General features: G+C 69.0%; 28 protein-coding genes and 1 pseudogene. 15 read left to right on the forward strand and 14 right to left on the reverse strand.

Annotated elements, in window-relative coordinates; translation table 11 throughout:
- Positions 1-98: 98 nt before the first annotated feature.
- The 4 genes from ACOFKS_RS13435 to ACOFKS_RS13450 are packed head-to-tail and all read left to right on the forward strand — an operon-like array spanning position 99 to position 3299.
- Positions 99-1166: a SufD family Fe-S cluster assembly protein gene (locus ACOFKS_RS13435; RefSeq protein WP_419809793.1), complete on the forward strand. Its 1068-nt coding sequence runs from the start codon at positions 99-101 to the stop codon at positions 1164-1166.
- Positions 1163-2497, forward strand: a complete 1335-nt coding sequence (locus ACOFKS_RS13440) for an aminotransferase class V-fold PLP-dependent enzyme (RefSeq protein ID WP_419809764.1) — start codon at positions 1163-1165, stop codon at positions 2495-2497. The genes ACOFKS_RS13435 and ACOFKS_RS13440 overlap by 4 nt, the downstream gene beginning before the upstream one ends.
- Positions 2494-2946 carry an SUF system Fe-S cluster assembly protein gene (locus ACOFKS_RS13445; protein ID WP_419809765.1) on the forward strand — a complete coding sequence of 151 codons (453 nt, stop codon included), beginning with the start codon at positions 2494-2496 and terminating at the stop codon, positions 2944-2946. Before ACOFKS_RS13440 ends, ACOFKS_RS13445 begins: the two co-directional genes overlap by 4 nt.
- Positions 2946-3299 carry a HesB/IscA family protein gene (locus tag ACOFKS_RS13450; RefSeq protein WP_419809766.1) on the forward strand — a complete coding sequence of 118 codons (354 nt, stop codon included), beginning with the start codon at positions 2946-2948 and terminating at the stop codon, positions 3297-3299. Before ACOFKS_RS13445 ends, ACOFKS_RS13450 begins: the two co-directional genes overlap by 1 nt.
- A gap of 120 nt (positions 3300-3419) precedes the next feature.
- On the opposite strand, the gene ACOFKS_RS13455 is transcribed toward ACOFKS_RS13450, so the two are convergent.
- The 3 genes from ACOFKS_RS13455 to ACOFKS_RS13465 all read right to left on the reverse strand — a co-directional run bounded on the left by ACOFKS_RS13455 (position 3420) and on the right by ACOFKS_RS13465 (position 7386).
- Positions 3420-3800 (reverse strand): DUF2147 domain-containing protein, encoded by a 381-nt coding sequence (locus ACOFKS_RS13455; RefSeq protein WP_419809767.1) that lies wholly within the window; start codon positions 3798-3800, stop codon positions 3420-3422.
- Positions 3797-6469, reverse strand: a complete 2673-nt coding sequence (acnA, locus tag ACOFKS_RS13460; protein WP_419809768.1) for an aconitate hydratase AcnA — start codon at positions 6467-6469, stop codon at positions 3797-3799. The genes ACOFKS_RS13455 and acnA overlap by 4 nt, the downstream gene beginning before the upstream one ends.
- 254 nt (positions 6470-6723) lie before the next feature.
- A complete protein-coding gene (locus ACOFKS_RS13465) occupies positions 6724-7386 on the reverse strand; it encodes a PEPxxWA-CTERM sorting domain-containing protein (RefSeq protein WP_419809769.1) in 663 nt (220 codons plus the stop codon).
- 189 nt (positions 7387-7575) lie between these two features.
- Here ACOFKS_RS13465 and ACOFKS_RS13470 point away from each other — a divergent pair, with 189 nt between their 5' ends.
- The 8 genes from ACOFKS_RS13470 (at position 7576) to ACOFKS_RS13505 (ending at position 14053) form a co-directional block, all read left to right on the forward strand.
- On the forward strand, positions 7576-8319 hold the full coding sequence (locus ACOFKS_RS13470; RefSeq protein ID WP_419809770.1) for a hypothetical protein: 744 nt from the start codon (positions 7576-7578) through the stop codon (positions 8317-8319).
- Positions 8320-8619: 300 nt separating this feature from the next.
- The gene (locus ACOFKS_RS13475) at positions 8620-9303 is read left to right on the forward strand and encodes a M23 family metallopeptidase (protein ID WP_419809771.1); all 684 of its coding nucleotides are present in this window, start codon (positions 8620-8622) and stop codon (positions 9301-9303) included.
- Positions 9304-9615: 312 nt separating this feature from the next.
- Entirely contained in the window at positions 9616-9942 is a 327-nt protein-coding gene (locus ACOFKS_RS13480) for a HesB/IscA family protein (RefSeq protein ID WP_419809772.1), read from the forward strand.
- 32 nt (positions 9943-9974) lie between these two features.
- A complete protein-coding gene (xth, locus tag ACOFKS_RS13485) occupies positions 9975-10745 on the forward strand; it encodes an exodeoxyribonuclease III (RefSeq protein ID WP_419809773.1) in 771 nt (256 codons plus the stop codon).
- Complete coding sequence (locus ACOFKS_RS13490; RefSeq protein ID WP_419809774.1) at positions 10742-11533, forward strand: transporter; 792 nt, start codon at positions 10742-10744, stop codon at positions 11531-11533. Before xth ends, ACOFKS_RS13490 begins: the two co-directional genes overlap by 4 nt.
- Before the next feature lie 117 nt (positions 11534-11650).
- Positions 11651-12640: an AHH domain-containing protein gene (locus tag ACOFKS_RS13495; RefSeq protein WP_419809775.1), complete on the forward strand. Its 990-nt coding sequence runs from the start codon at positions 11651-11653 to the stop codon at positions 12638-12640.
- Positions 12637-13293, forward strand: a complete 657-nt coding sequence (locus tag ACOFKS_RS13500) for an imm11 family protein (RefSeq protein ID WP_419809776.1) — start codon at positions 12637-12639, stop codon at positions 13291-13293. The genes ACOFKS_RS13495 and ACOFKS_RS13500 overlap by 4 nt, the downstream gene beginning before the upstream one ends.
- A 364-nt stretch (positions 13294-13657) precedes the next feature.
- Entirely contained in the window at positions 13658-14053 is a 396-nt protein-coding gene (locus tag ACOFKS_RS13505; protein ID WP_419809777.1) for a hypothetical protein, read from the forward strand.
- Between the two features lie 58 nt (positions 14054-14111).
- Here ACOFKS_RS13505 and ACOFKS_RS13510 read toward each other — a convergent pair whose 3' ends face one another.
- On the reverse strand, positions 14112-14327 hold the full coding sequence (locus ACOFKS_RS13510; RefSeq protein ID WP_419809778.1) for a hypothetical protein: 216 nt from the start codon (positions 14325-14327) through the stop codon (positions 14112-14114).
- 73 nt (positions 14328-14400) lie between these two features.
- Between ACOFKS_RS13510 and ACOFKS_RS13515 the strand changes: the two genes are divergently transcribed.
- The gene (locus ACOFKS_RS13515) at positions 14401-14643 is read left to right on the forward strand and encodes a hypothetical protein (RefSeq protein ID WP_419809779.1); all 243 of its coding nucleotides are present in this window, start codon (positions 14401-14403) and stop codon (positions 14641-14643) included.
- Positions 14644-14676: 33 nt separating this feature from the next.
- On the opposite strand, the gene ACOFKS_RS13520 is transcribed toward ACOFKS_RS13515, so the two are convergent.
- A complete protein-coding gene (locus tag ACOFKS_RS13520) occupies positions 14677-15831 on the reverse strand; it encodes an N-acetyltransferase (protein ID WP_419809780.1) in 1155 nt (384 codons plus the stop codon).
- A 207-nt stretch (positions 15832-16038) separates the two neighbouring features.
- On the opposite strand from ACOFKS_RS13520, the gene ACOFKS_RS13525 reads away from it, so the two are divergent.
- Positions 16039-17130, forward strand: a complete 1092-nt coding sequence (locus ACOFKS_RS13525) for a fatty acid desaturase family protein (protein WP_419809781.1) — start codon at positions 16039-16041, stop codon at positions 17128-17130.
- Between the two features lie 4 nt (positions 17131-17134).
- A complete protein-coding gene (locus tag ACOFKS_RS13530; RefSeq protein WP_419809782.1) occupies positions 17135-17485 on the forward strand; it encodes a DUF3147 family protein in 351 nt (116 codons plus the stop codon).
- An 8-nt stretch (positions 17486-17493) separates the two neighbouring features.
- Here ACOFKS_RS13530 and ACOFKS_RS13535 read toward each other — a convergent pair whose 3' ends face one another.
- The 9 genes and pseudogenes from ACOFKS_RS13535 to obgE all read right to left on the reverse strand — a co-directional run.
- Positions 17494-17889, reverse strand: coding sequence for a cupin domain-containing protein (locus ACOFKS_RS13535; protein WP_419809783.1), 396 nt, complete (start codon positions 17887-17889; stop codon positions 17494-17496).
- Between the two features lie 50 nt (positions 17890-17939).
- Positions 17940-19037: an LPS export ABC transporter permease LptG gene (gene lptG / locus ACOFKS_RS13540; RefSeq protein ID WP_419809784.1), complete on the reverse strand. Its 1098-nt coding sequence runs from the start codon at positions 19035-19037 to the stop codon at positions 17940-17942.
- Positions 19034-20206, reverse strand: a complete 1173-nt coding sequence (gene lptF / locus ACOFKS_RS13545; protein WP_419809785.1) for an LPS export ABC transporter permease LptF — start codon at positions 20204-20206, stop codon at positions 19034-19036. The genes lptG and lptF overlap by 4 nt, the downstream gene beginning before the upstream one ends.
- 109 nt (positions 20207-20315) lie before the next feature.
- Positions 20316-22247, reverse strand: coding sequence for an ATP-binding protein (locus tag ACOFKS_RS13550; protein WP_419809786.1), 1932 nt, complete (start codon positions 22245-22247; stop codon positions 20316-20318).
- Positions 22248-22286: 39 nt separating this feature from the next.
- Positions 22287-23564 carry a serine palmitoyltransferase gene (gene spt / locus ACOFKS_RS13555; RefSeq protein WP_419809787.1) on the reverse strand — a complete coding sequence of 426 codons (1278 nt, stop codon included), beginning with the start codon at positions 23562-23564 and terminating at the stop codon, positions 22287-22289.
- The gene (locus ACOFKS_RS13560) at positions 23561-23803 is read right to left on the reverse strand and encodes an acyl carrier protein (RefSeq protein ID WP_419809788.1); all 243 of its coding nucleotides are present in this window, start codon (positions 23801-23803) and stop codon (positions 23561-23563) included. The genes spt and ACOFKS_RS13560 overlap by 4 nt, the downstream gene beginning before the upstream one ends.
- 64 nt (positions 23804-23867) lie before the next feature.
- The gene (locus ACOFKS_RS13565) at positions 23868-24794 is read right to left on the reverse strand and encodes an NAD-dependent epimerase/dehydratase family protein (RefSeq protein WP_419809789.1); all 927 of its coding nucleotides are present in this window, start codon (positions 24792-24794) and stop codon (positions 23868-23870) included.
- A gap of 118 nt (positions 24795-24912) precedes the next feature.
- Positions 24913-26040 carry a glutamate 5-kinase gene (gene proB / locus ACOFKS_RS13570; protein ID WP_419809790.1) on the reverse strand — a complete coding sequence of 376 codons (1128 nt, stop codon included), beginning with the start codon at positions 26038-26040 and terminating at the stop codon, positions 24913-24915.
- A gap of 153 nt (positions 26041-26193) precedes the next feature.
- A pseudogene (gene obgE, locus ACOFKS_RS13575) lies at positions 26194-26497 on the reverse strand (GTPase ObgE); the annotation flags it as partial.

Raw genomic sequence — 26497 nt, forward strand, 5'->3', positions numbered from 1 at the left:
CTGGTGGAGGGGACTCTCCACGAGCGTAGGTGCCGGTGGACGGCCCCCTCCGTCAGTCGCTGTGCGCCTGCCACCTCCCCGCGGGCGGGGAGGATTTCGTGAGCCTGCTCGAACTCCCCTCCACCCGCGCGGAGGCGTGGCGATGGGCGGACCTCGGCGCGTTGTCCGCCGCCGCCGCGCTGGCGCCAGTGGCCGCCGCGCGGCACGAGTGGCTGGAGCTGCCGGGCGACCGGCTGTTGTTCGTCGACGGCGTGCTCGACACCGCGCACAGCCGCGTCGAGCGGATCGCGATCGAGCAGATCGCGCCCGGCGACCACGCGCTCGGGAAGCATGCGCGCGGCACCGGCTGGGCGCTGCGGCTGGACCGCGATGCCGCCGCCGATCCGATACAGGTGGTCCATGTCGCCACGGGCAAGGAGAACCACCTCCCTGCCGCGATCGTGCTCGGCGACGATGCGGTCGCACGGGTCGTCGAGACCTTCGTCGGGGCCGGCTGGGCGAACCGCGCGACGCGGATCACGCTCGGCAGGGCGGCGCGGTTGCAGCGGTCGGTGCGGCTGATCCAGGACGCGGGCTTCGTCAGCTTGCGTGACGAGGCGGCGCTCGGCGCGGGTGCGAGCCTGGTCAACGTCACGCTCGGCGCGGGCGCGGCGGGGTCGCGCTACGACGCGCAGGTGACGGTCGGCGAGGGCGGCTATGCGGAGGTCGGCGGCGCGCTGCTGACCGCCGACGCGCAGCGCCAGGAGTGCGCCGTCCGCATTCGCCATGCCGAACCCAACGGCCAGTCGCACCAGCTGTGGCGCGCGGTCGCCGCTGGCCGCAGCCAGGCGAGCCTCGCCGCCGCGGTCGAGGTCGCCCGCCACGCACAGAAGACCGATGGCGAGCAGTCGCTGCGCGGCCTGCTGCTGCATCGCACCGCGACGGTGAACCTGAAGCCCGAGCTGGAGATCTTCGCCGACGACGTGAAGTGCGCGCACGGTGCGACGGTCGGCGAACTGGACGCGCGCGCGCTGTTCTACATGGAGACGCGCGGCATTCCGCGCCCGCGCGCGCAGGCGCTGATGACGCGCGCGTTCGTGGCTGATGCACTGGGGCGGATCGGTGACGAGACGGTGCGCGAGGCGTTCGAGGCGGATGCGGATGCGTGGCTGGAGCGGGTGCTGTGAATGAGGTCGCGCAAGTCCTCCCCGGCCGGGGCAGGGAAGGCGACGGAACGGGCGAGCCGCAGGCGATGTCGCCCGCGGCGAGCCCCCTCCGTCAGCCGCTTCGCGGCCGCCCCCTCCCGGTGAACGGGGAGGATCTGGCGCCGCTCGACGTGGTCGCCGACTTCCCCGCCATCCCGCCGGGCTGGGCGTATCTCGACACTGCCGCGACCGCGCAGAAGCCGCAGCCGGTGATCGACGCGATCACGCGCGCCTACGACACCACCTATGCCACCGTGCATCGCGGCGTATATGCCCGCTCGGCGGACATGACGCTGGCCTATGAGGCGGCGCGGCGGCGGGTGGCGGACTTCGTCGGGGCGGGGTCGGCGGACGAGATCGTCTTCGTGCGTGGCGCGACCGAGGCGATCAATCTGGTCGCGCAGAGCTGGGCGGCGACGCATCTGAAGGTGGGCGATCGCATCCTGCTGTCGATGCTGGAGCACCACAGCAACATTGTGCCGTGGCAGCTCGTCGCCGAGCGGCTGGGCGTGGCGATCGACGTCGCGCCGCTGACCGCCGACGGCCGCATCGATCTCGACGCGGCCGAGGCGATGCTGACCGAGCGGCACAAACTGGTGGCGCTGGCGCACGTCTCCAACGTGCTCGGCTCGGTGCTCGACGCGCACCGCGCCGCGGATATGGCGCACCGTGTCGGCGCGAAGCTGTTGCTCGACGGGTGCCAGGCGGTGCCGCGGTTGCCGGTCGACGTCGCGGCGCTCGACTGCGATTTCTACGTGTTCTCGGGGCACAAGCTGTACGGGCCGACCGGGATCGGTTGCCTGTGGGCACGGCCCGACCTGCTCGACGCGATGCCGCCGTGGCAGGGCGGGGGCGCGATGATCGATCGGGTGTCGTTCGAGCGCACCACCTATGCGCCCGCGCCCGCGCGGTTCGAGGCGGGGACGCCGCACATCGTCGGCGCGCTGGGGCTCGCGGCGGCGATCGACTATGTCGAGGGCATCGGGCTCGACCGCATCCACGCGCACGAGACCACGCTGGTGGCGCAGGCCCGCGAGGCGCTGGGGCGGATCAATTCTGTACGGCTGTTCGGGCCGGCGGACTCGGCGGGCATCGTCTCCTTCGCGATCGAGGGGGTGCATCCGCACGACGTCGGCACCATCTTGGACGAGGCGAAGGTCGCGATCCGCGCCGGGCATCATTGCGCGCAGCCGTTGATGGCGGCGCTGGGCGTGGATGCGACGGCGCGGGCGAGCTTCGGTGTGTATAACGGCCCGGCCGATATCGAGGCGCTGGTCGCGGGTATCGAACGGGTAACGAGGATCTTCGGATGAGCTTCGAGGTCGAAGAGGTCGAGAACGTGCCGTCGCCGCCCAAGGTGCGCGTCGAATCGGCGACCGAGATGCTCGACCGCAAGCGCGATTACCTGGAGGGTTTTCTCGCGCAAAAGCCGCAGGCGGAGACGAGCGGCGAGCCCGGCGGGCAGCTCTACGAGCAGGTCATCGACGCGCTCAAGGAAATCTACGACCCTGAGATCCCGGTCAACATCTACGAACTCGGGCTGATTTATGGCGTCGAGGTGTCGGAGGACGGCCACGCGGTCGTGATGATGACGCTGACGACCCCGCATTGCCCGGTCGCCGAGTCGATGCCCGCCGAGGTCGAGCTGCGTGTCGCCGCTGTCCCCGGTATCGCGACCTGCGAGGTCAACCTCGTCTGGGACCCGCCGTGGGACCCCGCCAAGATGTCCGACGAGGCACGGCTCGAACTGGGGATGCTGTGATGGCGACGACCTTGCGTGAACGCCCCGCCGCGCTGAACCTCACCACGTCGGCGCATGCGCGGATCGCCGACCTGATGGCGCGCGCGCCCGATGGCGCGATCGGCGTCAAGCTGTCGACACCGCGGCGTGGCTGTTCGGGGCTGGCCTATTCGGTCGACTATGTGACCGATGCCAAGGCGTTCGACGAGCGGATCGATACGCCGGGCGGGACGCTGTTCGTCGACGGCGGCTCGATCCTGTACCTGATCGGCTCGACCATGGACTGGGTCGAGGACGATTTCGCCGCCGGTTTCGTGTTCCAGAACCCGAACGCCAAAGGCGCCTGTGGTTGTGGCGAGAGCTTTACGGTCTGAGCTGCCACAGAGCGACACACGTTTGTAACATGCCACGGCCATGATGAGATTGTCGTCGCAATCCCCTTCGCGGCGGCGCTCCCCGAACTACGGGGCGGCGCTCCGTCGCCGCCCCGGTCTTTAGCGGGCGATCGCCGTCCACGCCTGCGAGCGGCAGAACGGCCCCCAGCAACCCTTGACGGTCAGGTTGCGGCCGGCGCGGCTCAGTTCCGCGCGATAGGTGCGGCCGCTCTCGGGATCGTAGACCTGCCCGCGCCAGCGGTCCGCGCCCGGTTGCAAGCCGGTCAGGATCGTCAGCCCCTCCATCGGGCGGTTGCGATGCGCGACGACCGGGTTGTTGATGTCGATCGCCGGTCCGCCCGGTCGCGGCTTGAGGACGCGGACGATTCGGCCGCACATGGCGGGGCCGCACCGTGCGATCTCCACCACCGCCTTGCCCTCTGCGGTCAGCCAGTGACCGGCGACGGGCGCGGCGGCGAGCAGCAGCGCCGCGCCGATCACGCGGCGAGTTTTCGCAGCACGTACTGAAGGATACCGCCGTTGAGGAAATATTCCAGCTCGTTGACGGTATCGATCCGGCAGCGGGTCGCGAAGGTCTCGGTGCGGCCATCGGCGCGGGTCAACTTGACCTGGACTTCCTGACGCGGCCGCAAGCCTGCGACGTTGTCGATCGTAAACGTCTCCGACCCGTCCAGCTCCAGCGTCTTGCGGGTGACGCCCTCGGCGAATTGCAGCGGCAGGACGCCCATGCCGACCAGGTTGGACCGGTGGATGCGCTCGAAGCTCTCCGCGATCACGGCGCGGACGCCGAGCAGGTTGGTGCCCTTCGCCGCCCAGTCGCGCGACGAGCCGGTGCCGTATTCCAGCCCCGCGACGATCACCAGCGGCACGCCGTCCGCCTTGTAGCGCATCGCGGCGTCGTAGATCGGGATCGTTTCGGTGCCGTAACGGGTCATGCCGCCCTCGATGCCGGGCACCATCTCGTTGCGGATACGGATGTTGGCGAAGGTGCCGCGGACCATGACGTTGTCGTTGCCGCGGCGCGCGCCATAGCTGTTGAAGTCCGCGCGCGACACCTGCCGCTCCTGCAGCCAGCTGCCGGCGGGGCTGTCCGCCTTGATCGAGCCGGCGGGCGAGATGTGGTCGGTGGTGATCGAGTCGCCCAGGATCGCCAGCGCACGGGCGTCGTGGATGTCGGTGACCGGCCGCGGCTCCATCTCCAGCCCGTCGAAATAGGGCGGGTTGGCGATATAGGTCGACCCGGCGCGCCAGGTGTAGGTGTCGGACCCCTCGACGACGATGCCGCTCCAGTGCTGGTCGCCCTGATAGACGTTGCCATAGCGGTTCGCGAACATGCCGGCGTCGATGTTCGCCGCCATCACCGAGGCGACCTCCTCGTTCGAGGGCCAGATGTCACGGAGGTAGACGTCCTCGCCATTGTCGTTGCGGCCGATCGGCGAGGTGGTCATGTCCTCGGTGACGGTGCCCTTGATCGCGTAGGCGACGACCAGCGGCGGCGAGGCGAGGAAGTTGGCGCGCACGTCCGGCGACACGCGGCCTTCGAAATTGCGGTTGCCCGACAGCACGGAGGCGGCGACGAGGTCATTTTCGTTGATCGCCGCCGAGATCGGCGCGGGCAGCGGCCCGGAATTGCCGATGCAGGTCGTGCAGCCATAGCCGACCAGGTTGAAGCCCATCGCGTCGAGGTCGGCGGTCAGCCCCGCCTTGTCGAGATAGTCGGTCACCACCTGCGATCCCGGCGCCAGCGAGGTCTTCACCCACGGCTTGGGCGTCAGGCCCAGCGCGCGTGCCTTGCGGGCGACGAGGCCGGCGGCGACCAGCACGCTTGGGTTGGAGGTGTTGGTGCAGCTGGTGATCGCCGCGATCACCACGTCGCCGTCACCGATGTCGTGGTCGCGGCCCTCGACCGAGCAACGCTCGGCATGATCCTTGTGATAGACCTTGGCGAGGTCGGCGTTGAAGACGTCGTCGACCGAACTGAGCGCGACCTTATCCTGCGGGCGCTTGGGGCCGGCGAGCGACGGCACGACGCAGCTCATGTCCAGCTCCAGCGTGTCGGTGAAGACGGGATCGGGGGAGTCGGCGTGACGCCACAGCCCCTGCGCCTTGGCATAGGCCTCGACCAGCGCGATCGTCTCCGCCGGGCGCGCGGTGAGCTTGAGGTAATCCATCGTGCGGTCGTCGATCGGGAAGAAGCCGCAGGTGGCGCCGTATTCGGGTGCCATGTTGGCGATCGTCGCGCGATCGGCGAGCGTCATGTGGTCGAGGCCGGGGCCGTAGAACTCGACGAACCGCCCGACCACGCCGCGCGCGCGCAGCATCTGGGTCACGGTCAGCACCAGGTCGGTGGCGGTGATGCCCTCCGCCAGCTGGCCGGTGAGCTTGAAGCCGACGACCTCGGGGATCAGCATGCTGACCGGCTGGCCGAGCATCGCCGCCTCCGCCTCGATCCCGCCGACGCCCCAGCCGAGCACGCCCAGGCCGTTGATCATCGTCGTGTGGCTGTCGGTGCCGACCAGCGTATCGGGATAGGCGATCGTCGCGCCGTCTTCCGCCTGCGACGACCACACCGCCTGGCCGATATATTCCAGATTCACCTGGTGGCAGATGCCGGTGCCGGGCGGCACGACCTGGAAATTGTCCAGCGCCTTCGACCCCCATTTCAGGAACTCGTACCGCTCGATGTTGCGCTGATATTCGAGGTCGACGTTCTGCGCGGCGGCCTGTGGCGTGCCGAACTCGTCGACCATCACCGAGTGATCGATCACGAGATGGACCGGCACCTGCGGGTTGATCTTCGCCGCGTCGCCGCCGAGCTTGGTGATCGCATCGCGCATCGCGGCCAAGTCGACGACGCAGGGCACGCCGGTGAAGTCCTGCATCAGCACGCGCGCGGGGCGATACTGGATCTCGCGGTCGGAGCGGCGCTCGACCTGCCAGTCGACGATCGCCTGGATGTCGGCACCGGTCACGGTCTTGCCGTCCTCGAACCGGAGCATGTTCTCCAGCAGCACCTTCATCGAGAAGGGCAGGCGGTCGATGCTGCCGTATTTCTCCGCCGCCTTGGCGAGCGAGTAATAGTCGTAGGACTTGCCGCCGGCCTGAAGCGTGGTGCGGGCGTTCAGCGTGTCCTGGCCGATGGCGGTCATGGGCGATCCTTCCTGGGTGCCGTCCGCGAACGGGGCGGCCGAAAGGGGCGCGGTCCACGGGATGAAAGCTGGATTTCAGCGGGCCTTAGCAAGGGGGGCGGGGAGGGGGAAGGGGGGCGGAGACGGCCGGGCGAGCAAAGGAGTCCGCACCGGCAGCCCATTGGAGCCGCGGTAAAGCGCCGGATAGCTGGAACGAAGAAGGCCGCCGCTCGGATGGAGCGACGGCCCTCTGCCGATCGACGATCGGGTCGCGTTCAGGCGTAGCGGATGCTGGTCCGCACGGCCGAGCGGCGGCGCATCGCGGCACCGGTCGCACCGAAACCGAGGATCATCAGCGCCCAGGTCGCCGGCTCGGGCACACCGGCGATGGAGCCGCTGAGGAAAGTCGAATCGTTGAAGTAAGTGTTGTTGGTGCCGCCCCGGTCGACGCCCAGGCCGACGATCTGGCCAGCGTTCAGGAACTGCGTACCGTTGTAGCTGAAGGTCGGGTTCGCCGCGTCGAGCGTGCCGACCGCGTTCAACCCGCCCTGCTGGTTGTTGTACGTGAAGATGCCGACGCCATCACCGGAGTCGCCGCGGTTGAACGTGGTGTTGAACGTGTAGTTGCCGGCATGCGGTGCCACGAACATCAGGAAGGTGTTCTGTCCGTCATTCGGACCGGGGTGGATCAACAGATTGCCGGCATCGCGCTGAAACTCGACCTGATAGGTGTCGCTGCCGCGATAGCAGAGGCCGCTGACGCCGATGTCGTTGCAGTTCGACTGCGCGAACGGGGTGAAGACGTTGGTAGCGGTATTTACCGTGCCGTACTGGAAGACGGCGTTGCCGAAATCGTTGACGAGCGAATATGTCTGCGCGGCCGCAGGCGCGCTTACCGCCGATCCGAGCAGGGCCGCAGCCAGAGCAATCTTTTTCATACGACCCCTAATATCTTGCATCGAGAACGCCCCCTACGCGTTAAGATGTTGGTAATCAACACTGACGGTTAGTGTGTATCGCGATGGCACGGTCACCAGCCGACGCATTGTCGTCGTCCCGATCGCCGCTGTCCTACAAGTTCTCGCGTGGTCTACCTGCCTCACCCTCTCGAACGTGAGGAGGGTGGGATGGGCGCATCGTGCGTCAGGTGGACGGCGGATACGGAGCGGGCGTTCCTGCTCGCGCTGAAGGCGACGGGGCAGGTGGTGCGGGCGGCGGCGGCGATCGGGCGGTCGCCGGGGGTGTGCTATCAGCGGCGCGACCGGTTTCCGGCCTTTGCGGCGGCGTGGACGGCGACGCTGGCGGAGATGGAGGGCGAGCGGCTGGCCGATGCGGCGGAGGCGTCGACGGCGGTGATCGACGGCGCGTCCGGCGCGGTCGAGCGGCCGGCGCTGACCCGTGCCCGGCGCGACGGCTGGACGCAGCAGCGGCAGCGCGCCTTCGGCCGGGCGCTGGCGGATACCGGCAGCTATGGCCAGGCGGCGGGGCGGGTCGGCATCTCGATGACCTCGGTGCAGCGGCTGCGGCGGCGGTCGCCCGAATTCCAGGCGCTGTGCGACAAGGCGCTGGTGGAGGGCGGCACGACGCTGCGCGAGGCGGTGGAGATCCGCGCGGTGGAGGGCTGGGAAGAGCCGGTGTTCCACGCCGGCAAGCTGGTGGGCTATCGGCGGCGCTTTTCCGACACGCTGGCGCGGACGCTGCTGGAGGAAACGACGCCAGCCGGCACGCGGCCGCGTGGGGCGACGGCGGCGCAGGTCGAGCGCGCGCTGACGACGCGGCTGGAGGCGCTGCACCAGCGGCGCAAGCGCCAAGCGCGCAAGGACCTGCTCGCCTGGGCCGACGACATGGCGGCGAAGGGGTGGGCGCCGTGAGATCCCTGTCTCGTCGCAATCTGCGGACGGGGGGCGGGGCGGCGGGCGGCGATAAATCGGCGGGATTCGAGGTCGATGGCGGCCGATGCGACAGGGACGTTGCCGTGTTCCCGTCCGCGTTAATCAACTCATCGCGCGTTCGGACCAGCCCATCCGCAGTTAACCATTTGTTGGTTGTGGCGGGCGGCGCGGCAGGTCACCACCAGCATCGTTGAAGCAGGGCGGGGGTCAGGCTTTCGGCAAGTGGTTGAATTTGCTGCGACGGCTGGTGGGCCGCGTAGCGCAAGAGCGGGTGATTTCATGGCCAAATCGGCAGTGATCGGCGCAATGGTGGCGAGCCTTCTCGCCAGCGGCGTCCAGGCTCACGAAGCAGCCGCCGGTGGCATCGGCGCGGTGGCCGGGGTCGCGGCCGCGGCGGTCGAGACCCACACGACCGGGTCGACCAGCGACAATCAGGTCCGCGCCGCCTTCACCGCCTGGAAGAAGCTCGATACGCCCGGCGTGTCGCTGATCGCCATCCCCTCGGTCCACCCCGTCGACCGCCTCAACTTCACCAGCAATTTCGGCATCCGCTCCGACCCGTTCCAGGGCACCGCGCGGATGCACGCCGGCGTCGACATCCCCGGCGCGACGGGCACGCCGATCTACGCCACCGCCGACGGCACCGTCGCCCATGCCGAGCGGATGGGCGGGTACGGCAACATGGTCGAGGTCGATCACGGCAAGGGCATCGCGACGCGCTATGGCCATTTGTCGCGGATCATGGTGATGCCGGGCGCGCATGTCGTGCGCGGCCAGCTGATCGCGCTGATGGGATCGACCGGGCGCTCGACCGGGCCGCATCTGCATTACGAGGTCCGGATCGACGGCCACGCGGTCAACCCGGTGCCGTTCCTGACCACCGCCGATTACTCGCTCGCCGCGCAGAGCGACGCCGCGCGGGTGATCCCGGTGTCGACCGACGGGCCAGTACCGCAGGATTGATCGCAGACGGCACGCGCGCAGCGACGCTACGTGCGAGACCGTCAAGATCGGCCGGCGGGGCGACGCAGTCGCACCCGTCCGACGTCACGATGCTGCTTTGCCGCAGCGCGCTCGGGCATAACGTAGCTAGGCGCGAGACGCGCCAGGCCGGCCGGCCTCAGCAACGCTGAGGTTCGACGACGCGGCTTTGCCGCGGCGCGGGGTAGAGCCGCCTCTAGACATGCCCGGACCTCCATTCCGCTGTCGCCCGCCTCATTTCACGCACGCGCGAGAGGGCTGGCGACGGCGGCGCGCTCGTCCTATCTACCGGTCATGAGCAATCTCGCCCTCACCCCCAGCGCGGCCGCGCGCGTCGCGGCGATCGCGGCGCGGCAGGGGAAGCCGGCGATCCTGCGGCTGTCGGTCGACGGCGGCGGCTGTTCGGGGTTCCAGTACAAGTTCGGGCTCGCCGACGGGGCGGCGGCGGACGACTCGATCGCGGAGTGCGACGGCGTGCGGCTGGTGGTCGATGCGGTCAGCCTGGACCTGGTGCAGGGCGCGCGCGTGGACTTCGTCGAGTCGCTGGGCGGCGCGGCGTTCAAGGTCGACAACCCGCAGGCGGCGTCTGGTTGTGGGTGTGGCTCCAGCTTTTCGGTTTGAAGGCGCGCGCCACCGGCTCTAACGCTGGCGGCGTGAAGATCGTCACCTACAACGTCAACGGCATCAAGGCGCGGCTGCCGCGCCTGCTGGAGTATCTGGCCGAGCAGCAGCCGGACGTCGCGTGCCTGCAGGAGCTGAAGTCCTCGGACGAGACCTTTCCGCAGGCCGAGATCGCCGACGCCGGCTATCACGCGGTGTGGCACGGGCAGAAGGGGTTCAACGGCGTCGCGGTGCTGTCGCGGGGCGAGCCGCCGGTCGAGCGGCAGCGCGGGCTGACGGGCGAGCCGGAGGACGAGCACAGCCGCTATCTGGAGTGCGCGATAGGCGATTTGATCGTCGCGTCGATCTACCTCCCCAATGGCAACCCGCTGCCGGGGCCGAAGTTCGACTATAAGCTGCGCTGGATGGAGCGGCTCGCGACGCATGCGCGCGACCTGCTGGCGGAGGAGCGCGCGGTGGTGCTGGCGGGCGACTACAACGTCATCGCGCATGACGACGACACGTTCAGCGTCCGCGCGATGGCGTCGGACGCGCTGATGCAGCCCGAAAGCCGGGAGGCCTATCGCCGGCTGCTGGCGCAGGGGTGGACCGACGCGCTGCGCTGGCGGCAGCCGGGCGGCGGCGTCTGGACCTTCTGGGACTATCAGGCGGGCGCGTGGCAGCGCGACGCGGGGTTCCGGATCGACCACCTGCTGCTGAGCCCGATCGCCGCCGACCGGCTGGCCGATGCGGGCGTCGACAAGGCGTATCGCGGCCGCGAAAAGGCGAGCGACCATGCGCCGACGTGGATCAAGCTGCGATGAGGTGGTGGTTGTTGCTCGCGACGCTGGCCGCCACGCCGGCGGTCGCGCAGGAGGAGCCGCGCTTTTGCCCCAACCGGCCCGATCTCGGCTCGTCGGGATGCACGGTGCTGCCGGGGCAGGTGCTGGCGGAGGTGTCGGCGGCGGACTGGGAACTGGACGATGCCGGGGACGCGCGCACCGACACGGTGCTGGCGGGCGACCTGCTGGTGCGGTTCGGGGTGGGGCCGCGCACCGAGGTGCAGGTCGGCTGGACCCCGTTCGGCCATGTCCGCACCCGCGACAAGGCGAGCGGCGCCATAACGACCAGCGACGGAGTGGGCGACGTGCGGCTGGCGGTGCGGCAGAACCTGCGCGCGCCGGACGGCAAGGGCCTGTCGTTCGGGGTCGAGCCGTTCGTGACGCTGCCGGTCGGGCGCTATCCGGTCGGCGACGGCGACTGGGGCGCGGGGGTGGTGGTGCCGGTCACCTATGACCTGAACGACACGCTCAACCTGGCGTTCACGGGCACGGGCGAGGCGTTGCCGGACGCGGACGGGGCCGGGCGGCACCTGTCGCTGACGGCCATCGCCGGGTTGGGCGTCAAGCTGAGCGACAGCGTCGAGACGGTCGCCGAACTGTCGGTGCAGCGCGACGACGACCCCGAGGGACATCGCACGCTGGCGCTGGCGGCGGGATCGGTGGCGTGGCAGCCGGCGAAGACGTGGCAGCTGGACCTGCTGGTCGCCGCCGGGCTCAACCGCGACACGCCCGATGTGCGGGTGGTGACGGGCGGGGCGGTGTTGTTCTAGGCTGAGGAATCCGTGTCCGCTTCCGGACGGTCCCACCATCGGCGCGACTGTTCCGACCCGCGTTGTTAGCGGCTCCTCGAGCATGTAGACGGCCGACGGGGTTGTGGAAAACCAACGGTGGCCGATCGTCATTTCGAGCGCGCACCTGACATCGGCCGGTCAGCCCGGATCGCGCAAGCGTCGACGGTGCCATGGGGGCGGATCGGTGTGTCGGCGGAGACCGCGCGCGGGCTGGGGGTGCCCGATCCGCGCGGTACGGCCCAGACGGCGCGTCAACCGATAGCCCCGCGGATCGCCCGGTTGGTGCCGTGGCTGAACATCGGGCTGACGATCGCGGAGGCGCTGCAGGCGATTGCAGGTCCAGCACCGGTACTGCAGACCGACATCGCCATCGGCGACGGCGGCGATCTTGCCGTCCGGGTTTACGGGCGGAGCTTTCGAGGTCCGCAGGCGGGAACGGCGTTGTTCGTCCGCGGTGTCGGCGGTTCGTCGTTGGGCGTGACGGCGGTAGTGGCGAACGATGGCCTGCGCTTCGATGCGGGGGCGCTCCAGAGAGCCTATGGCAAGCCGCTACCGCGCGTGCTGGCGGTTGCGGTGCCTGCTTCTGGAAACCGGCGGGCAGGAGCCACTATACTAGAACATCGCGCGAACGAGTTCAACAAAAACCTGGACACGTCCGGCGTTAAAGCTCGCGAGCTGATCGCGGCCCAAGCCCGATTTCACCCCTGGCAGGCGCATCACCTGATCCCGTTCGCGGAGATCGCCAGGCTGCCGGAGCCGGCACAACGCGCCATCGGGAACTCGGGATGGAAGATGGACTCGGTCGAGAACCTGGTGGCGCTGCCGGGTGATGGTCTCGCCTATGAGACGGTCCCCAATGTGGGCGTGCTGCCCTATCATCGTGGACCCCATCCGCGGTACAATGCGGAGGTTGCCGAACGCCTGGGTCATCTCCGGCGCGAGGCCGTCAACATGTCGGCTTCCGCAATCCGAGCGGAGCTCAGGATGATCGAAGGTTTCATGTTCCAGCGACTGCTAGACCGTGTGCGCGGCTATCATCCAAGGGTCAGCCTGAACGAGGCTTCAAATTCGAGCGCGGTGGCATGAGCCCGCTACTCATCGTCCGTGACCATCGGTCGCAACTTATCGCGCTTCGGAGTGACACGCCGCCGGCGATCGAGTGGGTCAACGCGCAGGAGACCTACCATCGCATGGACGAGATCGACGGCGAGTTCGATCCCGACGTCGCGGCGAGGCTGCGGCCCGCCTTCTACCTAGCACACACGCCCCCGCCCGAGCTTCGAATCGACGATCCCGACTTCGATCTCGACATGTTCTTCATCGGCCTGTGGATCGTGTCGGCGCGGATGCGCGAGGCGCTGGCCCTGCGCGACGACGAGGCGATATACCGCGACGCCAGCGTCACGGGCGCGCCGGGGCCGGCGCGGCTCGGCTATGCGGCGGTGGGACCGATCCATCATCTCGACGGCATCGATCCCGAGCGGTCGGACATCGAGGAGATTAGCGAGCGGACAAGCCCCCATTACTACTGGGAACTCGCCAGCAGCGAACTGACAAAGCCGCGTGTGGCGCTGCGCCCGGGGCTTCGCGCACCGGCTCCCTTGTTCTACATGGATCGCACCGACTGGTTGATGATCACGGAGGAGGCGGCGCAACGGGTCCGAACCGCCGACATCACCAACATATTCTTCGACGAGCCGGGCCCGATCTATGGCTCGTGGAGGAGTGGACCATTTTGAGCGTCCGACGAGCGGCGCCGTCGCGGCGTCCGTTTCGGGCGGAGGGGCCTTCCACCTCACTTGACCGGCCCAAGCCCTTTAGGCGACTGCCGGAGCGCGCGGCATCCTCTCTGGCGATGTCCAGTCTCGACGTGCTCACGCAGAAGGCCTGAGCGGACGGCTGGTTACGCCGATTGCCGTCCATAGGCGGACCGGTGGGTTCCCACCATGTCCCGCCATCCAGTCGGTCAAAACCCAGGCGGCCGCGCGCTGTCCGCCGCCGTTCGATAACCGTCGTTGCTCGGCGGACGGCACTGTGGAATGACCGGCGTGCCGTTTGCCGCTCCGCCCTCGGCGCGGGGCTGGTCGGCAGGGGAGAGAGGCCATGGCGGCAAGCTTGATCGCGACCCTGGTGCTGGCGGCGACGCAGCCGGGGGTGTCGACGGCAGGGACGGGATGCGTGCGGCTGCTGACCGGCAGCTGGGCGGGCAGCGGCACCGTCACCGAGTTCGGGCCGCCGATGAAGGTCTCGTCCACGGCGACCTATCGCGCCGATCGGTCGTTCGTGGCGACGACCCGGTATGTCGGCCAGGACCGGCGGCTGCACGAACAGACGTCGACCGGGCGCTGGACCGCGACGGCGGGGCAGGGGCGTCGCGCCTGCACGATCGCGCTGACCAGCGAGAGCGCGGCGGGGAGTTCGAGTTCGTCGTCGGACGTCCAGATCGTTGACCGCGATACCTTCCGCTCGCTCGGCGTCGACATGCATCGGACCCGGTGAAGCGCAAAGATCGGCGACCCGGCCGGGGACGCGCGGCCTAGCCGGAAGCGGTCGGCCGCTACATCGGCGCTGCATCCGTCCGAGCCATGGCGCGGGGATGAAGGGTCAGCGTTTCCACCGCCGCCTCGGCTTCGCGATTGCTGGACTGCGCGCGGTACGGCGACGGTCTATAGCTGCCTTGGGTGACCGGGTCATCGGGCTGGCGCACCACCTTCGGCAAAAGGCGTGGCATCATCCTGACGCACGATGGCTCGCGTGCTTCGCGGTCGTTCATGCGGGCGAAAGATCGATTCGACTACAACTGTAGTCGTCAGCACGGAGCGGTTCGGTGCTGCATGGGAGACCCTATGATGTTCTACGCCCTGTTGTCACTCGCCGCCGTCGCCGCCACCCCCGTTATCCGCGCAGCACCCGCAGCACCCGCAGCGCCTGTACCGGCTCCGCCCGTCCAGCCGCCGGCCGCGCGGGTGAAGCCGACGAACTATTGCGTGATCCGCACCCCGACCGGTTCGCACCTGCGTCTCAAGACCTGCCACACGCGCGAGGAGTGGATCGACCGGGGCTTCGACCCGCTCGCCCGGCAGAACTGACGGCGCGAAGATGACCGGACGCGGCCTGACGGTTCAACCGGTCAGGTCGCGGCCGTAGACCTGATAGACCTTGTTGACGCGGCTCTCGATCGTCTCGGCGATCGAGCGCATGCCCTGATTGTCGTCGAGGATCCAGCCGATCTCGCCGCGTGTCGCGCCGTAATTCTCGACCGACGCCTTGCGGATATATTCGATCATCATGAACGCCAGCTGCGACGCCATGCGCGAGTTCTGCAGCTCCTTGACCACCCCCATCAGCGGCACGCGCACGGTGCGGACCCTGGGCGCGCGCAGCCACAGCAACAGCTTCGCCCAGCCGAACGGCAGCAGCGAGCCGTTCAGCGGCTTGATCGCCTCGTTGAGGTCGGGGAGCGTAATCATGAACGCGACGGGCCGGCCGTCCAGCTCGGCGATGCGGATCAGGTCGTTGAAGACGATCGGCTTCAGCTTGACGCCCACGTCCTTGACCTCGGGCGGGGTGAGCGGGACGAAGCCCCAATTCGATTCCCAGGCGTCGTTGAGGATCGCGAGGATGATCGCCGCCTCTTCCTCGAACTTCTTCTTGTTCACTTCGCGCACGCGGATGCGGGGGTTCGCCTCGCCCGACTTGATGATGCGCTTGACGATGCGCGGGAACTCCTGCGTGATGTCGAGGTCGTAGGTCAGGAGCTGCTTGACGGGGCCATAGCCCGCCGCCTCGATCCAGCCGCGATAGTCGGGCCGGGCGTGGCCCATCATGATCGTCGGCGGGTGGTCGAACCCCTCGATCAGCAGGCCGGATTCCTCCCAGATCGATTGCGAGACGGGGCCGAGCACGCGGGTCATGCCCTCGTCGCGGAGCCAACCCTCGGCGGCGGCGATCAGCGCCTGGAACACGTCGGGGCGCTCGGCTTCCATCAGGCCCCAGAAGCCGGTGCCGGGGCCGAAACCCTGCGCGGCGGGCATGGTCAGCGCCAGCGTGTCGATGTGCGCGGAGATGCGGCCGACGATCCGGCCGCCTTCTTCCGCCAGGAACAGCTGTGCCTTCGCATGGGAATACCAGCCGTTCTTCTCGGGCGTGATGAGACCGAGCGCCTCGCCCTTGAGCGGCGGGACCCAGTTCGGGTCATCCCGGTACAACCCGAAGGGAAAGTCGATAAAGGCCTTGCGATCGGCCTTGGTGGAGATCGGGCGGATGGTGATGGGCATGGACTGCTCCTTCGCGACGATCTCGTCCTAGTCAATCCTCCCGCCGGCGGGGAGGTGGCAGCGCGACGCGCCGACGGAAGGGGCTGGTCATAAGCTCATCGTGCGCGGCCCGCCCCCTCCACCACCGCCGCTGCGCGGCGGCGGTCCCCCTCCCCGTGCCGGGGAGGACTGCTGGAAATGCCACCCTCCCGCCACTATCTTCTTGCAATGGCTACGGCGATGAACACGATCACCCTGGATGCGCGCGCCCCGGCGGCGGTGGCGGCCAAGCCGCTGAAAGCGCAGGACGACAAGGCGATGCTGCGGGCGGCGGCGGAGCTGACGCGCGATCTGATCGCACCCAGGGCCGGGGTCTATTGGGCCGACATGGGTGTGTCCGCGCTGGTCGGTTATGCGGCGCTGGTGGGCGCGGTGATGCTGCCGGGGGCGTGGGCGGTGGCGGGGGGCGTCGTCGCGGTGCTGGCCCTGTATCGGGCGATGAGCTTCATCCACGAGGTCAGCCACATGAAGCACACGCAGTTGCGCGGCTTTCGCGGCGGCTGGAACGCGATCGTCGGCGTGCCGATGCTGATCCCGTCCTTCATGTACGAGGGCGTGCATAACCTCCATCACGCCAAGACCCGCTACGGCACGGTGGACGATCCCGAATATCTGCCGCTGGCGCTGATGAAGCCGTGGACGTTGCCGTTGTTCATCGTCGTCAGCGCGCTGGCGCCGCTCGGGTTGCTGATCCGCTACGGCGTGCTGGCGCCGATGTCGGTCATCGTGCCGGGGTTCCGGCGTATCGTCGTCGAGCGCTATTCGGCGTTGGCGATCAACCCGCAGTTCCGCCGCCGCGCACCCGAAGGCGAGGCGAAGCGGCAGTGGGACCGGATCGAGGCGGCGGCGAGCGTCTGGGCGATCGCGCTGATCGTGCTGGTGGCGACTGGTACTTTGCCGCTGCGCGCGTTCGCGATCGGCTTCGGCATCGCGTCGGCGGTGGCGGTGCTCAATCAGGTGCGGACGCTGGTCGCGCATCTGTGGGAGAATGACGGCGAGGCGATGAGCGTCACCGCGCAGTATCTCGACTCGGTCAATGTGCCGCCGCCGTCACTGCTGCCGATGCTGTGGGCGCCGGTGGGGTTGCGCTATCACGCGCTGCACCACCTGCTGCCGGGGCTGCCCTATCACGCGCTGGGCGAGGCGCACCGGCGGCTGAGCACGGCGCTGGAAGAGGCGTCGCCGTTCCATCGGGCGAGTTATACCGGGCTGCCGTTCCTGGTCGGCAAGATCGCGCGGAGCACGATGGGCGCGCGTTGACCCGGTGCTGTACCTGGTCATCAAGGCAGGCATCTCCGGCATCCTGATCGCCGCCGCGTCTACGCTGGCGAAGCGCTATCCGGGATTCGGCGCGCTGGTCGCATCGCTGCCGCTGGTGTCGGTGCTCGGCATGATCTGGTTGTGGGGCGAGAAGCCGGACCCTGCGACCATGGCCGCCCATGCAGGGGCGACGTTCTGGTACGTGCTGCCGTCGTTGCCGATGTTCCTGCTGATCCCGGCGCTGTTGCGGCAGGGGGTCGGGTTCTGGTGGACGCTGGCGGCGGGGTGTGCGGTGACGGTCGCCTTGTACGCCGGCCTGACGATGGCGGCACCGCGGCTGGGCATCCGGCTCTGAGCCGACGGTCAGCGTCGATACTGGTCGTCGGACACCTTCTCCAACCAGTCGACGGACCTGCCGTCCAGCGCTTCGGCGATCGCGATGTGGGTCATCGCCGTGGTCGGGGACGCGCCGTGCCAGTGCTTCTCGCCTGCCGGGAACCAGACGATATCGCCGGGGCGGATCTCCTCCACCGAGCCGTCCTCTCGTTGCGCCCAGCCGCACCCGGCGGTGACGACCAGCGTCTGCCCGAGCGGGTGCGTGTGCCAGGCGGTGCGCGCGCCCGGCTCGAACGTCACCGTGGCGCCGCTGACACGGGCCGGCGCCTGCGTGGCGAACGGCATGTCGAGGCGGACCGTGCCGGTGAAATAGTCGGCGGGGCCGGGCGTGGACGGCTTGCTGCCGGCGCGGGTGATCTCCATCGGCTGTTCTCCTTCACCGCAAGAACCCGCCGCGCGCGACTTGGCTGCGTCTATTCCTCGGAGCGGATCAGCACCGCCTCGCCGATCAGGAAGAACAGCAGGAACGGCGCCCAGGCGGCGAGGAAGGGCGGGTAGGCGCCGAGATTGCCCATCGCCAGCGCGAAATTGTCGGCGACGAAATAGGCGAAGCCGAGCGCCATGCCGATCACCGCGCGCACGAACAGCTGACCCGATCGCGCCAGCCCGAAGGCGGCGACCGCGCCGAGCAGCGGCATCAGCACCGACGACAGCGGGCCGGACAGCTTGTGCCACAACGATCCCTCCAGCGCCTTGGTCGGGCGACCCGCGCCGCCGAGGTCGCCGATCGCCGCACGCAGCGCGCCGAAGCTGAGGCCGTCGGCGTCGACGGTGCCGAGCGTGAACTGATCCGGGCGGACACCGCGCGCGACGACGACGCTGCCGATCGAGGTGAGCTGCCCCGACGCAACGTCGAAGCGGGTGGCGGGACCGATCCGCCAGCCGTCGCCCTCGAGCTTGCCGGCCGGCGCGCGGATGATGGAGACGAGGCTGCCGCCGGTGCGGTCGTACAGCGTCACGCCCGCCAGCCGCGCGGTCGCGCCCCGGCCGGCGATGCTGTCGACCTCGATCAGGTCGTCGCCGTCGCGGACCCAGACGTTGGTGCGGTCGCCTCGATCGGGCGGCAGCGCCGCATAGTCGACCTTCTGCCAGCGGTTGAGCGTCGCGGTGGCGCGGGTGACGACGCGGTCGTTGAACGCGAACGAGACGATCGCGACGCCCAGGCTGGCGAGCAGCAGCGGGGCGAGCACCTGATGCGCGGACAGGCCCGACGCCTTGAGCGCGATGATCTCGCTGTTCTGGTTCATCGTCATCAGCGTCAGGATGGTGCCGAGCAGCACCGAATAGGGGATCGCGAAGGCGATCAGCTGCGGCCCGCGCAACGACACGTAGCGCATCACCTCCGCCTGCCCGTTGCCCGCGACGCCGAGGATCTTGCTTGATTCGCTCAGCAGGTTGAGCGTCAGCAGCACCAGCACCAGCCCGGCGGCGATGCCGAACGTCCGCGTCAGGAACAGCCGCGCCATATAGGCGGCGACGGTGCGCGAGGGAAAGAACGAGGTGACGTTCATGCCGACAGTGCCTCGCGGCGGCGACCGAAGCGGCGGGTGATCGCCTTCGCGGCCTTGCCGAAGCCGCGCTCCAGCGCGCCGATCGGCTGGCCGCCGGGGACATAGGCGAGGACGTAGAACATCCAGAACGTCAGCCCCGCGAACAGCACCAGCGGCGCCCAGCCGGCGATCAGCGGGTCGATCCGCCCGAGCGCCCCGATCCCCTGCGCGTACTGGCTGATCTTGAAATAGGTGACGATGCTGACGATCCCGACGATCACGCCGAGCGCGGAGGTCGAGCGCTTGGGCGGGACGGCGAGCGACAGGGCGAGCAGCGGCAGCAGGAACATGCACAGCACTTCCGTCACGCGGAAGTGGAACTCCGCGCGGCTGCCGTTGCGTTCCTCTCGCGTGGTGGCGTGGTGGCCGAGCCGGGCGAGCTCGGGCAGCGTCCATTCGATGTTGCGGTCGCCGCGCGTGCGGAAACTCTCGTACTTCGGTAGCGGGATCGGCAGGTCGTGATTGGTGAACGTCAGCACGCGCGGAGTGCGGAACTTCGGATCGTTGTGGACCAGCGTGCCGTTGGTGAGGCGGAAGATGATCGTGTCCGGATCGTCGGTCGCGAGGAACTCGCCGCGCTGCGCCGCGACCGAGACCCAGGTGTCCGGCGCCGACTGCTGATGGACGAAGATGCCCTGAAGGCGGCGCCCCTTGTCGTGGCTCTGCTCGATCCGCATCGTCATCTTCGGGCCGAAATGGGTGAACTCGCCGACCTTGATCGAGGCGCCGAGCGCGCCGGTGCGAAGCTCGAAGCGCAGCCCCTCATATTTGTAGCGCGCCCATGGCTGGACATAGCCGACGATCGCGAGGTTCAGCGCCGCCAGCACGATCGCGTACATGAAGGGGACGCGCAGCAGCCGGCCATAGCTCATGCCGACGCCGCGCATCACGTCCAGCTCGCTGCTGGTCGCAAGGCGGCGAAAGGCGAGCAGGATGCCGAGCATCAGCCCGATCGGAATGCCGAGCCCGAGATATTCCGGCAGCAGGTTGGCGAGCATCCGCCACACCACGCTGATCGGGCCGCCTTCGGTGGCGACGAAATCGAACAGGCGCAGCATCCGGTCGAGCACCAGCAGCATCGCCGACAGGATCAGCGTCGAGAACAGCGGCACCGCGATCAGCCGGGCCATGTAACGGTCGATGGATTGCAAGGGGCGCGGGTCCGGCGGGAGAGGGGACGGCTGTAGCGGCGGCGGGCAGGGGCGTCACTCGATTTCCCGCAGCCGACGAAGGCAGGCGCTACTCCGCCGCGATCCGGTCGGCGCCGAGATCCGCCACGGCCTCGTCGATCGCGCGCTCCAGCCCGGCGAGCGTGAAGGGTTTGCGGAGCACCGGGCGACCGCCCAGATCGGCGGTGCCGACGTCGCCCGCGAAGCCGGTGACGAACAGCACCGGCAAGTCCGGCCAGCGGCTCGCCAGCCCCGCGACCATCTCCGGTCCGGTCTGGCGCGGCATCAGCACGTCGGTGATGAGCAGGTCGATCCCCCCGGCGGCGTCGAGCGCGGCCGGGGCGGCGAGGGGGTCGCCGCACGCGACGGGGCGGTGACCCAATTCGCCGAGCGCACCCATCGTCGCGGCGAGGACGCGCGGGTCGTCCTCCACCACCAGGATGTCGAGTGCGCGCGGGGCGCTCGTGGCGACGATCGTCACTTCGGGGCGGGGCGCGCGCTCCCGCCCACCGACGTCGCGGGGCAGATGGAGCGTCACGGTCGTGCCCTCGCCGGGCGCGGTGCGGATCGCGACCTCGCCGTCGAGCTGACGCACCAGCGCGAAGAGCTGCGACAGCCCGAGGCCGGTGCCCTTGCCGACCCCTTTGGTGGTGAAGAACGGTTCGAACACGCGCTCCGCCACGTCGGGCGTCATGCCGCAACCGGTGTCGGCGACCGCGACGGTGACATAGTCGCCGGCCGGGCAGTCCCCGACCTGACCCGCCGCCAGCGTCGCCGATCCCGTCGTGACGGTCAGCTCGCCGCGTCCCTCCATCGCGTCGCGTGCGTTGACCGCCAGGTTGAGCAGCGCGTTCTCCAACTGCACGCGGTCGGCGCGGATACACCAGCCGCGGCTGTCGTCGCGCATCGTCACCAGGATGCCGTCGCCCAGCGTCCGGTCGAACAGGTCGCGCATGCCGCCGACCAGCGCCGCGACGCCGACCGGCTCGGGTTTCAGCGATTCCTCACGACTGAAGGCGAGCAGGCGGCGGGTCAGTTCGGCCGCGCGCGTCGCGCCCTCGGTCGCGCTGTCGAGGTGGCGGCGCGCGGCGGCGGGATCGCGCGACAGCGCCCGTGTCGCAAGTTCCAGTCCGCCGGTAACGACCGCCAGCATATTATTGAAATCATGGGCGATGCCGCCGGTCAGTTGGCCGACCGCCTCCATCTTCTGCACCTGCCGCAGTCGCGCCTCCTGGACGCGCAGCTCGCTGGTCGCGAGCGCCACCGCCTCGGTCAGCTCGTCCGCGCGTTGCGAGGCGGCGTCCGCGTCCGCCTCCGCCAGCGTGCGCTCGCGCATCGTCTTGACCGTGATCCACCCCAGCGCGACCGCGCCCAGCACCAGCAGCACGCCGAAAATCTCCAGCGCCCCGGCGACGCGGCTGGCGTTGCCGATGCTCGCCATCGCCGCCGCATTGCGTTCGTCGAGCAGGCCGCGTTCGGCGCCGATGATGAGATTCAGCTCGCGATCGATCCGGGCCAGCGCCGGCGCCTCGCGCGACTGGTAGAAACGGGCGAGCGCCTGATCGTTCTTGCCGTAGCGCGTCGACAGCGCGATCAGGTTGAGTTCCTCGCCACGCTCGGCGAACGCGCGACGCAGCGCGTCGACCCGCGGCTGCTGGTCGTCGAGCGTGATACGGTCGAGCTGGTCGAGCTGCGACGCGGCGGCATTGCGTTGATCGACGAACATCAGCCCCAGCCGTTCGTCCTTGTCGCCGGCGATGACGTAGCGGCCGAGCGACGCCTCCGCCCGCGCCATCGTCCCCGACAGGGTGCGGGCGAGGATCATCACATCGTAGCTGTGCTTCTGAAGCTCCAGCGCCCGGTCGCGTTCGCGGTTCGCGCCCCCCAACGTCGCGATCAGCGCGATCAGCACGGCCGCGCCGGCCAGCGCCATCACCACCAGGGTGACCGCCCGCCAGTTGGCCCCGCTCGTCGGCGCCGCCCCATCGGGTTCACGACCCATCACGGGTCTGCTCGTAAACTAATCGTGGTTAAAGGAAAGTTATCGCGTGACCGCCGGTCCGATCGCGCCCGCCGCCCGGCCCGTATCCTCGAACATGCCGAGCACCCGGTCGAGCTGTTCGGCGGAATGCTCCGCGCAGAGCGAGCACCGGAGCAGGAAGGTGCCCGCCGGCGTCGCGGGCGGCCGCGCCATGTTGACGTAGACCCCCGCCTCCAGCAGCGCCTGCCACATGCCGACCGCCTGTTGCTGATCGTCGAGGATGACGGCGACGATGGCGCTGTCGGGCTGCGCGGTGCCGAGCCGGAAGCCGAGTTTCGTCAGCCCGCCATGGAGATGTCGGGCGTTTTCCCATAGTTGGCGGCGTTTGTCGTGCGCGTGTCTGAGCTTGCGGATCGAGGCGGCGGCGGTGGCGACGACGCTGGGCGGCAGGCTGGCGGTGAAGATATAGGCGCGGCAGGCGAGGCGGATCGCCTCGAACTTCGGGTGGTTCGACACGCAGAAGCCGCCGACGGTGCCGACCGATTTGGAGAAGGTGCCGACGACGAAATCGACTTCGTCCTCACAGCCCTGCGCCTCGTACACGCCACGGCCGTTGGGGCCGTAGAACCCCATCGAATGCGCCTCGTCGCTGAGCACCATCGCGCCGTGATTCTTCGCGACGGCGACCATCTCCTTGAGCGGCGCGACGTCGCCGAGCATCGAATAGACGCCTTCGAGCACGACCAGCTTGCCGGGCTCCTTCGGCAACCGGCCCAGTCGCTTGTCGAGGTCCTCGACCGAGTTGTGACGGAAGCGGACGATCTCCGCATTGCCCTGCGCGCAGCCGTCGTAGATCGAGGCGTGGCTGTCGGCGTCGAGGATGACGTACTCGCCCTTGCCCGCCAGCGTCGAGATCATGCCGAGATTGGCCTGATAGCCCGTCGAGAAGACGATGGCATGGTCCATGCCGTAGAAGTCTTTGAGCGCCTCCTCGCACTCGCGGTGGCCCTGATAGGTGCCGTTGAGTACGCGGCTGCCGGTCGTGCCCGCGCCGAACTCGTCGAGCGCCTGCTTGCCCGCCGCGATCACGTCCGCGTCGAAGGTCATGCCCATGTAGTTGTAGGTGCCGAGCAGGATGGTGGGCCTGTTGCCGATGATCGCCTCGGTCGGCGACAGCACCTTGGTCATCACGATCGCGAACGGATCGCGCACGCCGGTATCGAGCAGCGCCTGGCGCTCGGCGATCAGCGGATCGAACTTGGCGAGCAGATCGGGCGCGGACGGATGCTTGAGCGCGTCGAGCGGCGCGTCCTCGCGCAGCGTGCCGGCGTCGGTCATGCCTTGAGCTTCTCGACCGCGTCGACGAGCTGGCCGATCGTCTCGATCTCGGCCTGCATGTTCATCGTGATGATGATGTCGAAATCGTCCTCGACCGCGGCCACGAAGTCCATCACGGTCAGGCTGTCCCATTCAAGGTCCTGCGCGAAGCGGACGTCGTCGGTCAGCGGGATCGCCTTCTTGTTGAAGGGCTCGATCAGGTCTGTGACCTTGGCAAAGGTCTCGTCGCGGGTACTCATGGCCAATCCTTAGACGTGTCGGGGTTCGCTTGCCAAACGAATGCGGCGGGAAGGGGGCGGTGGCTTAGCGCAGCAACCCTTCTTCGCGGTAGCTCTCGGCCGCCACCGCCAACCCGTCGAGCGTCGCGAGCTGCGCGCGCCACAGATGCGCGGGCGGGCGGAAATCGGGGTTCACCACCCAGTCGTCGTGGAGGAAATAGCGCACCCGGTCGGCGGTGAGCTTGGCATTGGGGCCGCGCACCATCGCATCGACCTTCGCGCCAGCGCGCATCACCCAGGCGGGCACCGGTTGCGGGCGCACCCGCTTGCCGACCGCATGGCCGATCGCCTGCGCGAACTCGCCGTGCGTCCAGCCATGCGGGCGGCCGTCGTCGGGCTCGTAGATCGCGGCCTGGCTGTCGTCGTCGTCGGGCAGAACCGCGAGCAGCAGCTTGACCAGGTCCTGCGCGGCGATCACCGACATGCGGCCGCCTGGCGGCAGCGGTACCAGCCCGCGCATCGCGGCACGGAATAGCTCGAGCATCTCGCGGTCGCCGGGGCCGAAGACGGCGGGCGGCCGCACGATCGTCCAGTCCAGCGCCGAGGCCGCGACGATGATCTCGGCGCGTGCTTTCGACCAGCCATAGTCGCTGAGCCTGGGCTCGCGCGCGGCGAGCGAGGAGACATGGACGAAGCGGCGGATGCCCGCCGAGCGCGTCGCATCGACGATCGCCATCGTGCCCTCGACATTGCCGATCGCAAAGCCGGCGCGATCGGCGGCGTTAATCACGCCCGCGACATGCACCACCGCATCGGCGCCCGCGACCAACTGCTGCAGCGCGAGCGGCTTCTCGAGCGATCCGTAGATCCAGTGGACGCCGTCGCGGGGCGGGCGCGGCGCGCGGGTCAGCGCGCGGACGAGGTGGCCTTGGGCGAGCGCGGCGTCGATCAGGTGGCGGCCGACGAAGCCGGTGCCGCCGGTGATCGCGAGCGTGCGGAAACGGTTTCTCATGCCGATTCCTTTTCCCGATCAACCTGTGCTCCGGCGTAGGCCGGAGCGTTGGAAAGGACACGATGCGCACACGACACAACGCTCCGGCCTGCGCCGGAGCACAAAAGAAGGGGAGGGTTCACAACAGCACCATATGATCGCGGTGGACCAAAGCAGAGCGCGGCGCGTAGCCGAGGATCGTCGCCAGTTCGGCGGTGCGCCGGCCGGCGATCAGCTTGGCCTCGCTGGCGTCATATTCGGTGAGCCCGCGTGCGACGGCGCGGCCCTCGGGGCCGACGATGTCGATCACGTCGCCGCGCGAGAAGCCGCCCTCGATCGCGGTCGCGCCCGCCGCGAGCAAGCTCGCCCCGCCAGCGAGCGCGCTGGTCGCGCCGGCATCGATCAGGATGCGGCCATGCGCGGTCAGCCGGCCCGCGAGCCAGGCTTTCCGCGCACCGCTGCCGCCCGAAGCGGGAAAAATCGTCCCGCGCCCATCGGCGTCGAAGGCGGCGAGCGGGTGGTCGCGGCGCCCGCCGACGATCGCGAGATGCGCGCCCGCAGCATGCGCGATCTTCGCCGCCTGCAGCTTGGCGAGCATGCCGCCCGATCCCATCCCCGAGGCCGAGCCGCCGTCGGCCATCGCCATGATCGAATCGTCCAGCGTCGTTACCTCGTCGATCAATTGGGCTTGCGGGTCGCTGCCCGGATTGGCGGTGTAGAGCCCGTCGACGTCCGAAAGCAGAATCACGCCACCCGCGCCTGCCGCCTGCGCGACGCGCGCGGCGAGCCGGTCGTTGTCGCCAAAGCGGATCTCTTCGGTCGCGACCGTGTCGTTTTCGTTGACCACGGGCACCACGCCCAGCGCAAGCAACCGCGCAACGGTAGCGCTGGCGTTGAGATAGCGGCGGCGGTCCTCGAGATCGTCGAGCGTCAGCAGCATCTGTGCGGCGGTGAGGCCCTCGGAGGCGAGCAGTTCGGCCCACAGTTGCGACAGCGCGATCTGCCCGGTCGCAGCCGCTGCCTGCGCGTCCTCGAGGCAGGCGCGACCGCCGTTGGGCAATCCGAGCCGCCGCGCGCCCAACGCGATCGCACCCGAGGACACCACGATCAGCCGCTGCCCGCTAAGATGCCGTGCCGCCAGATCGGCGACGACGCCCGCCAGCCACTCGCGCCGCACCGTCCCGTCGGGATCGACCAGCAGCGCCGATCCGATCTTGACGACCAGCCGGGGACAGGATGCGGGGGCGAAACGATCGGCGCGGGTCATGGACAGCTGAAAACCATATTCGTCATCCCGGCGAAAGCCGGGACCCATGGATGCGATGGGTCCGCTCCTCGCAGCGCGCCGTATCCATGGGTCCCGGCTTCCGCCGGGACGACGGAGAAGGAGAGGGCAGCGCTTAAGCGGTTGCCCGGCGTCTCACAATGGGGACCAGGGTTCTTCTTCGGTCGAAGCGCTCGACTGGGCGCTGAGTTCGGACGTCCCACCCATCGGCCCGATATCCTCGACCAGCTTGTCGAGCACGACGGTCAGCCCTTCGCCGCTCGCACCCGACAGCGGATAGGGATCGACGCCGCTCGCCTTCTTGAGCGCCTTCATCAATTTCGTGCGCGTCTTGGCATCGATCGCATCGACCTTGTTAAGCGCGAGCACCTCGGGCTTGTCGACCAGCCCGCCGCCATAGGCATCGAGCTCGCCGCGGACGACATGATAGGTCTCGATC

This window comes from Sphingomonas sp. (assembly GCF_965200135.1).
Lineage (GTDB): Bacteria > Pseudomonadota > Alphaproteobacteria > Sphingomonadales > Sphingomonadaceae > Sphingomonas.

What these genes read in the sequence shown, in the direction of transcription:
- ACOFKS_RS13505 (WP_419809777.1), top strand. Translation starts at nt 13,658, where the DNA reads ATGGCGGCAAGCTTGATCGCGACCCTGGTGCTGGCGGCGACGCAGCCG.
- ACOFKS_RS13470 (WP_419809770.1), top strand. Translation starts at nt 7,576, where the DNA reads ATGGGCGCATCGTGCGTCAGGTGGACGGCGGATACGGAGCGGGCGTTC.
- ACOFKS_RS13490 (WP_419809774.1), top strand. Translation starts at nt 10,742, where the DNA reads ATGAGGTGGTGGTTGTTGCTCGCGACGCTGGCCGCCACGCCGGCGGTC.
- ACOFKS_RS13500 (WP_419809776.1), top strand. Translation starts at nt 12,637, where the DNA reads ATGAGCCCGCTACTCATCGTCCGTGACCATCGGTCGCAACTTATCGCG.
- ACOFKS_RS13510 (WP_419809778.1), bottom strand. Translation starts at nt 14,327, where the DNA reads ATGAACGACCGCGAAGCACGCGAGCCATCGTGCGTCAGGATGATGCCA.
- ACOFKS_RS13550 (WP_419809786.1), bottom strand. Translation starts at nt 22,247, where the DNA reads ATGGGTCGTGAACCCGATGGGGCGGCGCCGACGAGCGGGGCCAACTGG.
- lptG (WP_419809784.1), bottom strand. Translation starts at nt 19,037, where the DNA reads ATGAACGTCACCTCGTTCTTTCCCTCGCGCACCGTCGCCGCCTATATG.
- ACOFKS_RS13560 (WP_419809788.1), bottom strand. Translation starts at nt 23,803, where the DNA reads ATGAGTACCCGCGACGAGACCTTTGCCAAGGTCACAGACCTGATCGAG.
- ACOFKS_RS13445 (WP_419809765.1), top strand. Translation starts at nt 2,494, where the DNA reads ATGAGCTTCGAGGTCGAAGAGGTCGAGAACGTGCCGTCGCCGCCCAAG.
- ACOFKS_RS13465 (WP_419809769.1), bottom strand. Translation starts at nt 7,386, where the DNA reads ATGAAAAAGATTGCTCTGGCTGCGGCCCTGCTCGGATCGGCGGTAAGC.
- ACOFKS_RS13535 (WP_419809783.1), bottom strand. Translation starts at nt 17,889, where the DNA reads ATGGAGATCACCCGCGCCGGCAGCAAGCCGTCCACGCCCGGCCCCGCC.
- lptF (WP_419809785.1), bottom strand. Translation starts at nt 20,206, where the DNA reads ATGGCCCGGCTGATCGCGGTGCCGCTGTTCTCGACGCTGATCCTGTCG.
- ACOFKS_RS13480 (WP_419809772.1), top strand. Translation starts at nt 9,616, where the DNA reads ATGAGCAATCTCGCCCTCACCCCCAGCGCGGCCGCGCGCGTCGCGGCG.
- ACOFKS_RS13525 (WP_419809781.1), top strand. Translation starts at nt 16,039, where the DNA reads ATGGCTACGGCGATGAACACGATCACCCTGGATGCGCGCGCCCCGGCG.
- proB (WP_419809790.1), bottom strand. Translation starts at nt 26,040, where the DNA reads ATGACCCGCGCCGATCGTTTCGCCCCCGCATCCTGTCCCCGGCTGGTC.
- spt (WP_419809787.1), bottom strand. Translation starts at nt 23,564, where the DNA reads ATGACCGACGCCGGCACGCTGCGCGAGGACGCGCCGCTCGACGCGCTC.
- ACOFKS_RS13475 (WP_419809771.1), top strand. Translation starts at nt 8,620, where the DNA reads ATGGCCAAATCGGCAGTGATCGGCGCAATGGTGGCGAGCCTTCTCGCC.
- acnA (WP_419809768.1), bottom strand. Translation starts at nt 6,469, where the DNA reads ATGACCGCCATCGGCCAGGACACGCTGAACGCCCGCACCACGCTTCAG.
- ACOFKS_RS13450 (WP_419809766.1), top strand. Translation starts at nt 2,946, where the DNA reads ATGGCGACGACCTTGCGTGAACGCCCCGCCGCGCTGAACCTCACCACG.
- ACOFKS_RS13515 (WP_419809779.1), top strand. Translation starts at nt 14,401, where the DNA reads ATGATGTTCTACGCCCTGTTGTCACTCGCCGCCGTCGCCGCCACCCCC.
- ACOFKS_RS13520 (WP_419809780.1), bottom strand. Translation starts at nt 15,831, where the DNA reads ATGCCCATCACCATCCGCCCGATCTCCACCAAGGCCGATCGCAAGGCC.
- ACOFKS_RS13565 (WP_419809789.1), bottom strand. Translation starts at nt 24,794, where the DNA reads ATGAGAAACCGTTTCCGCACGCTCGCGATCACCGGCGGCACCGGCTTC.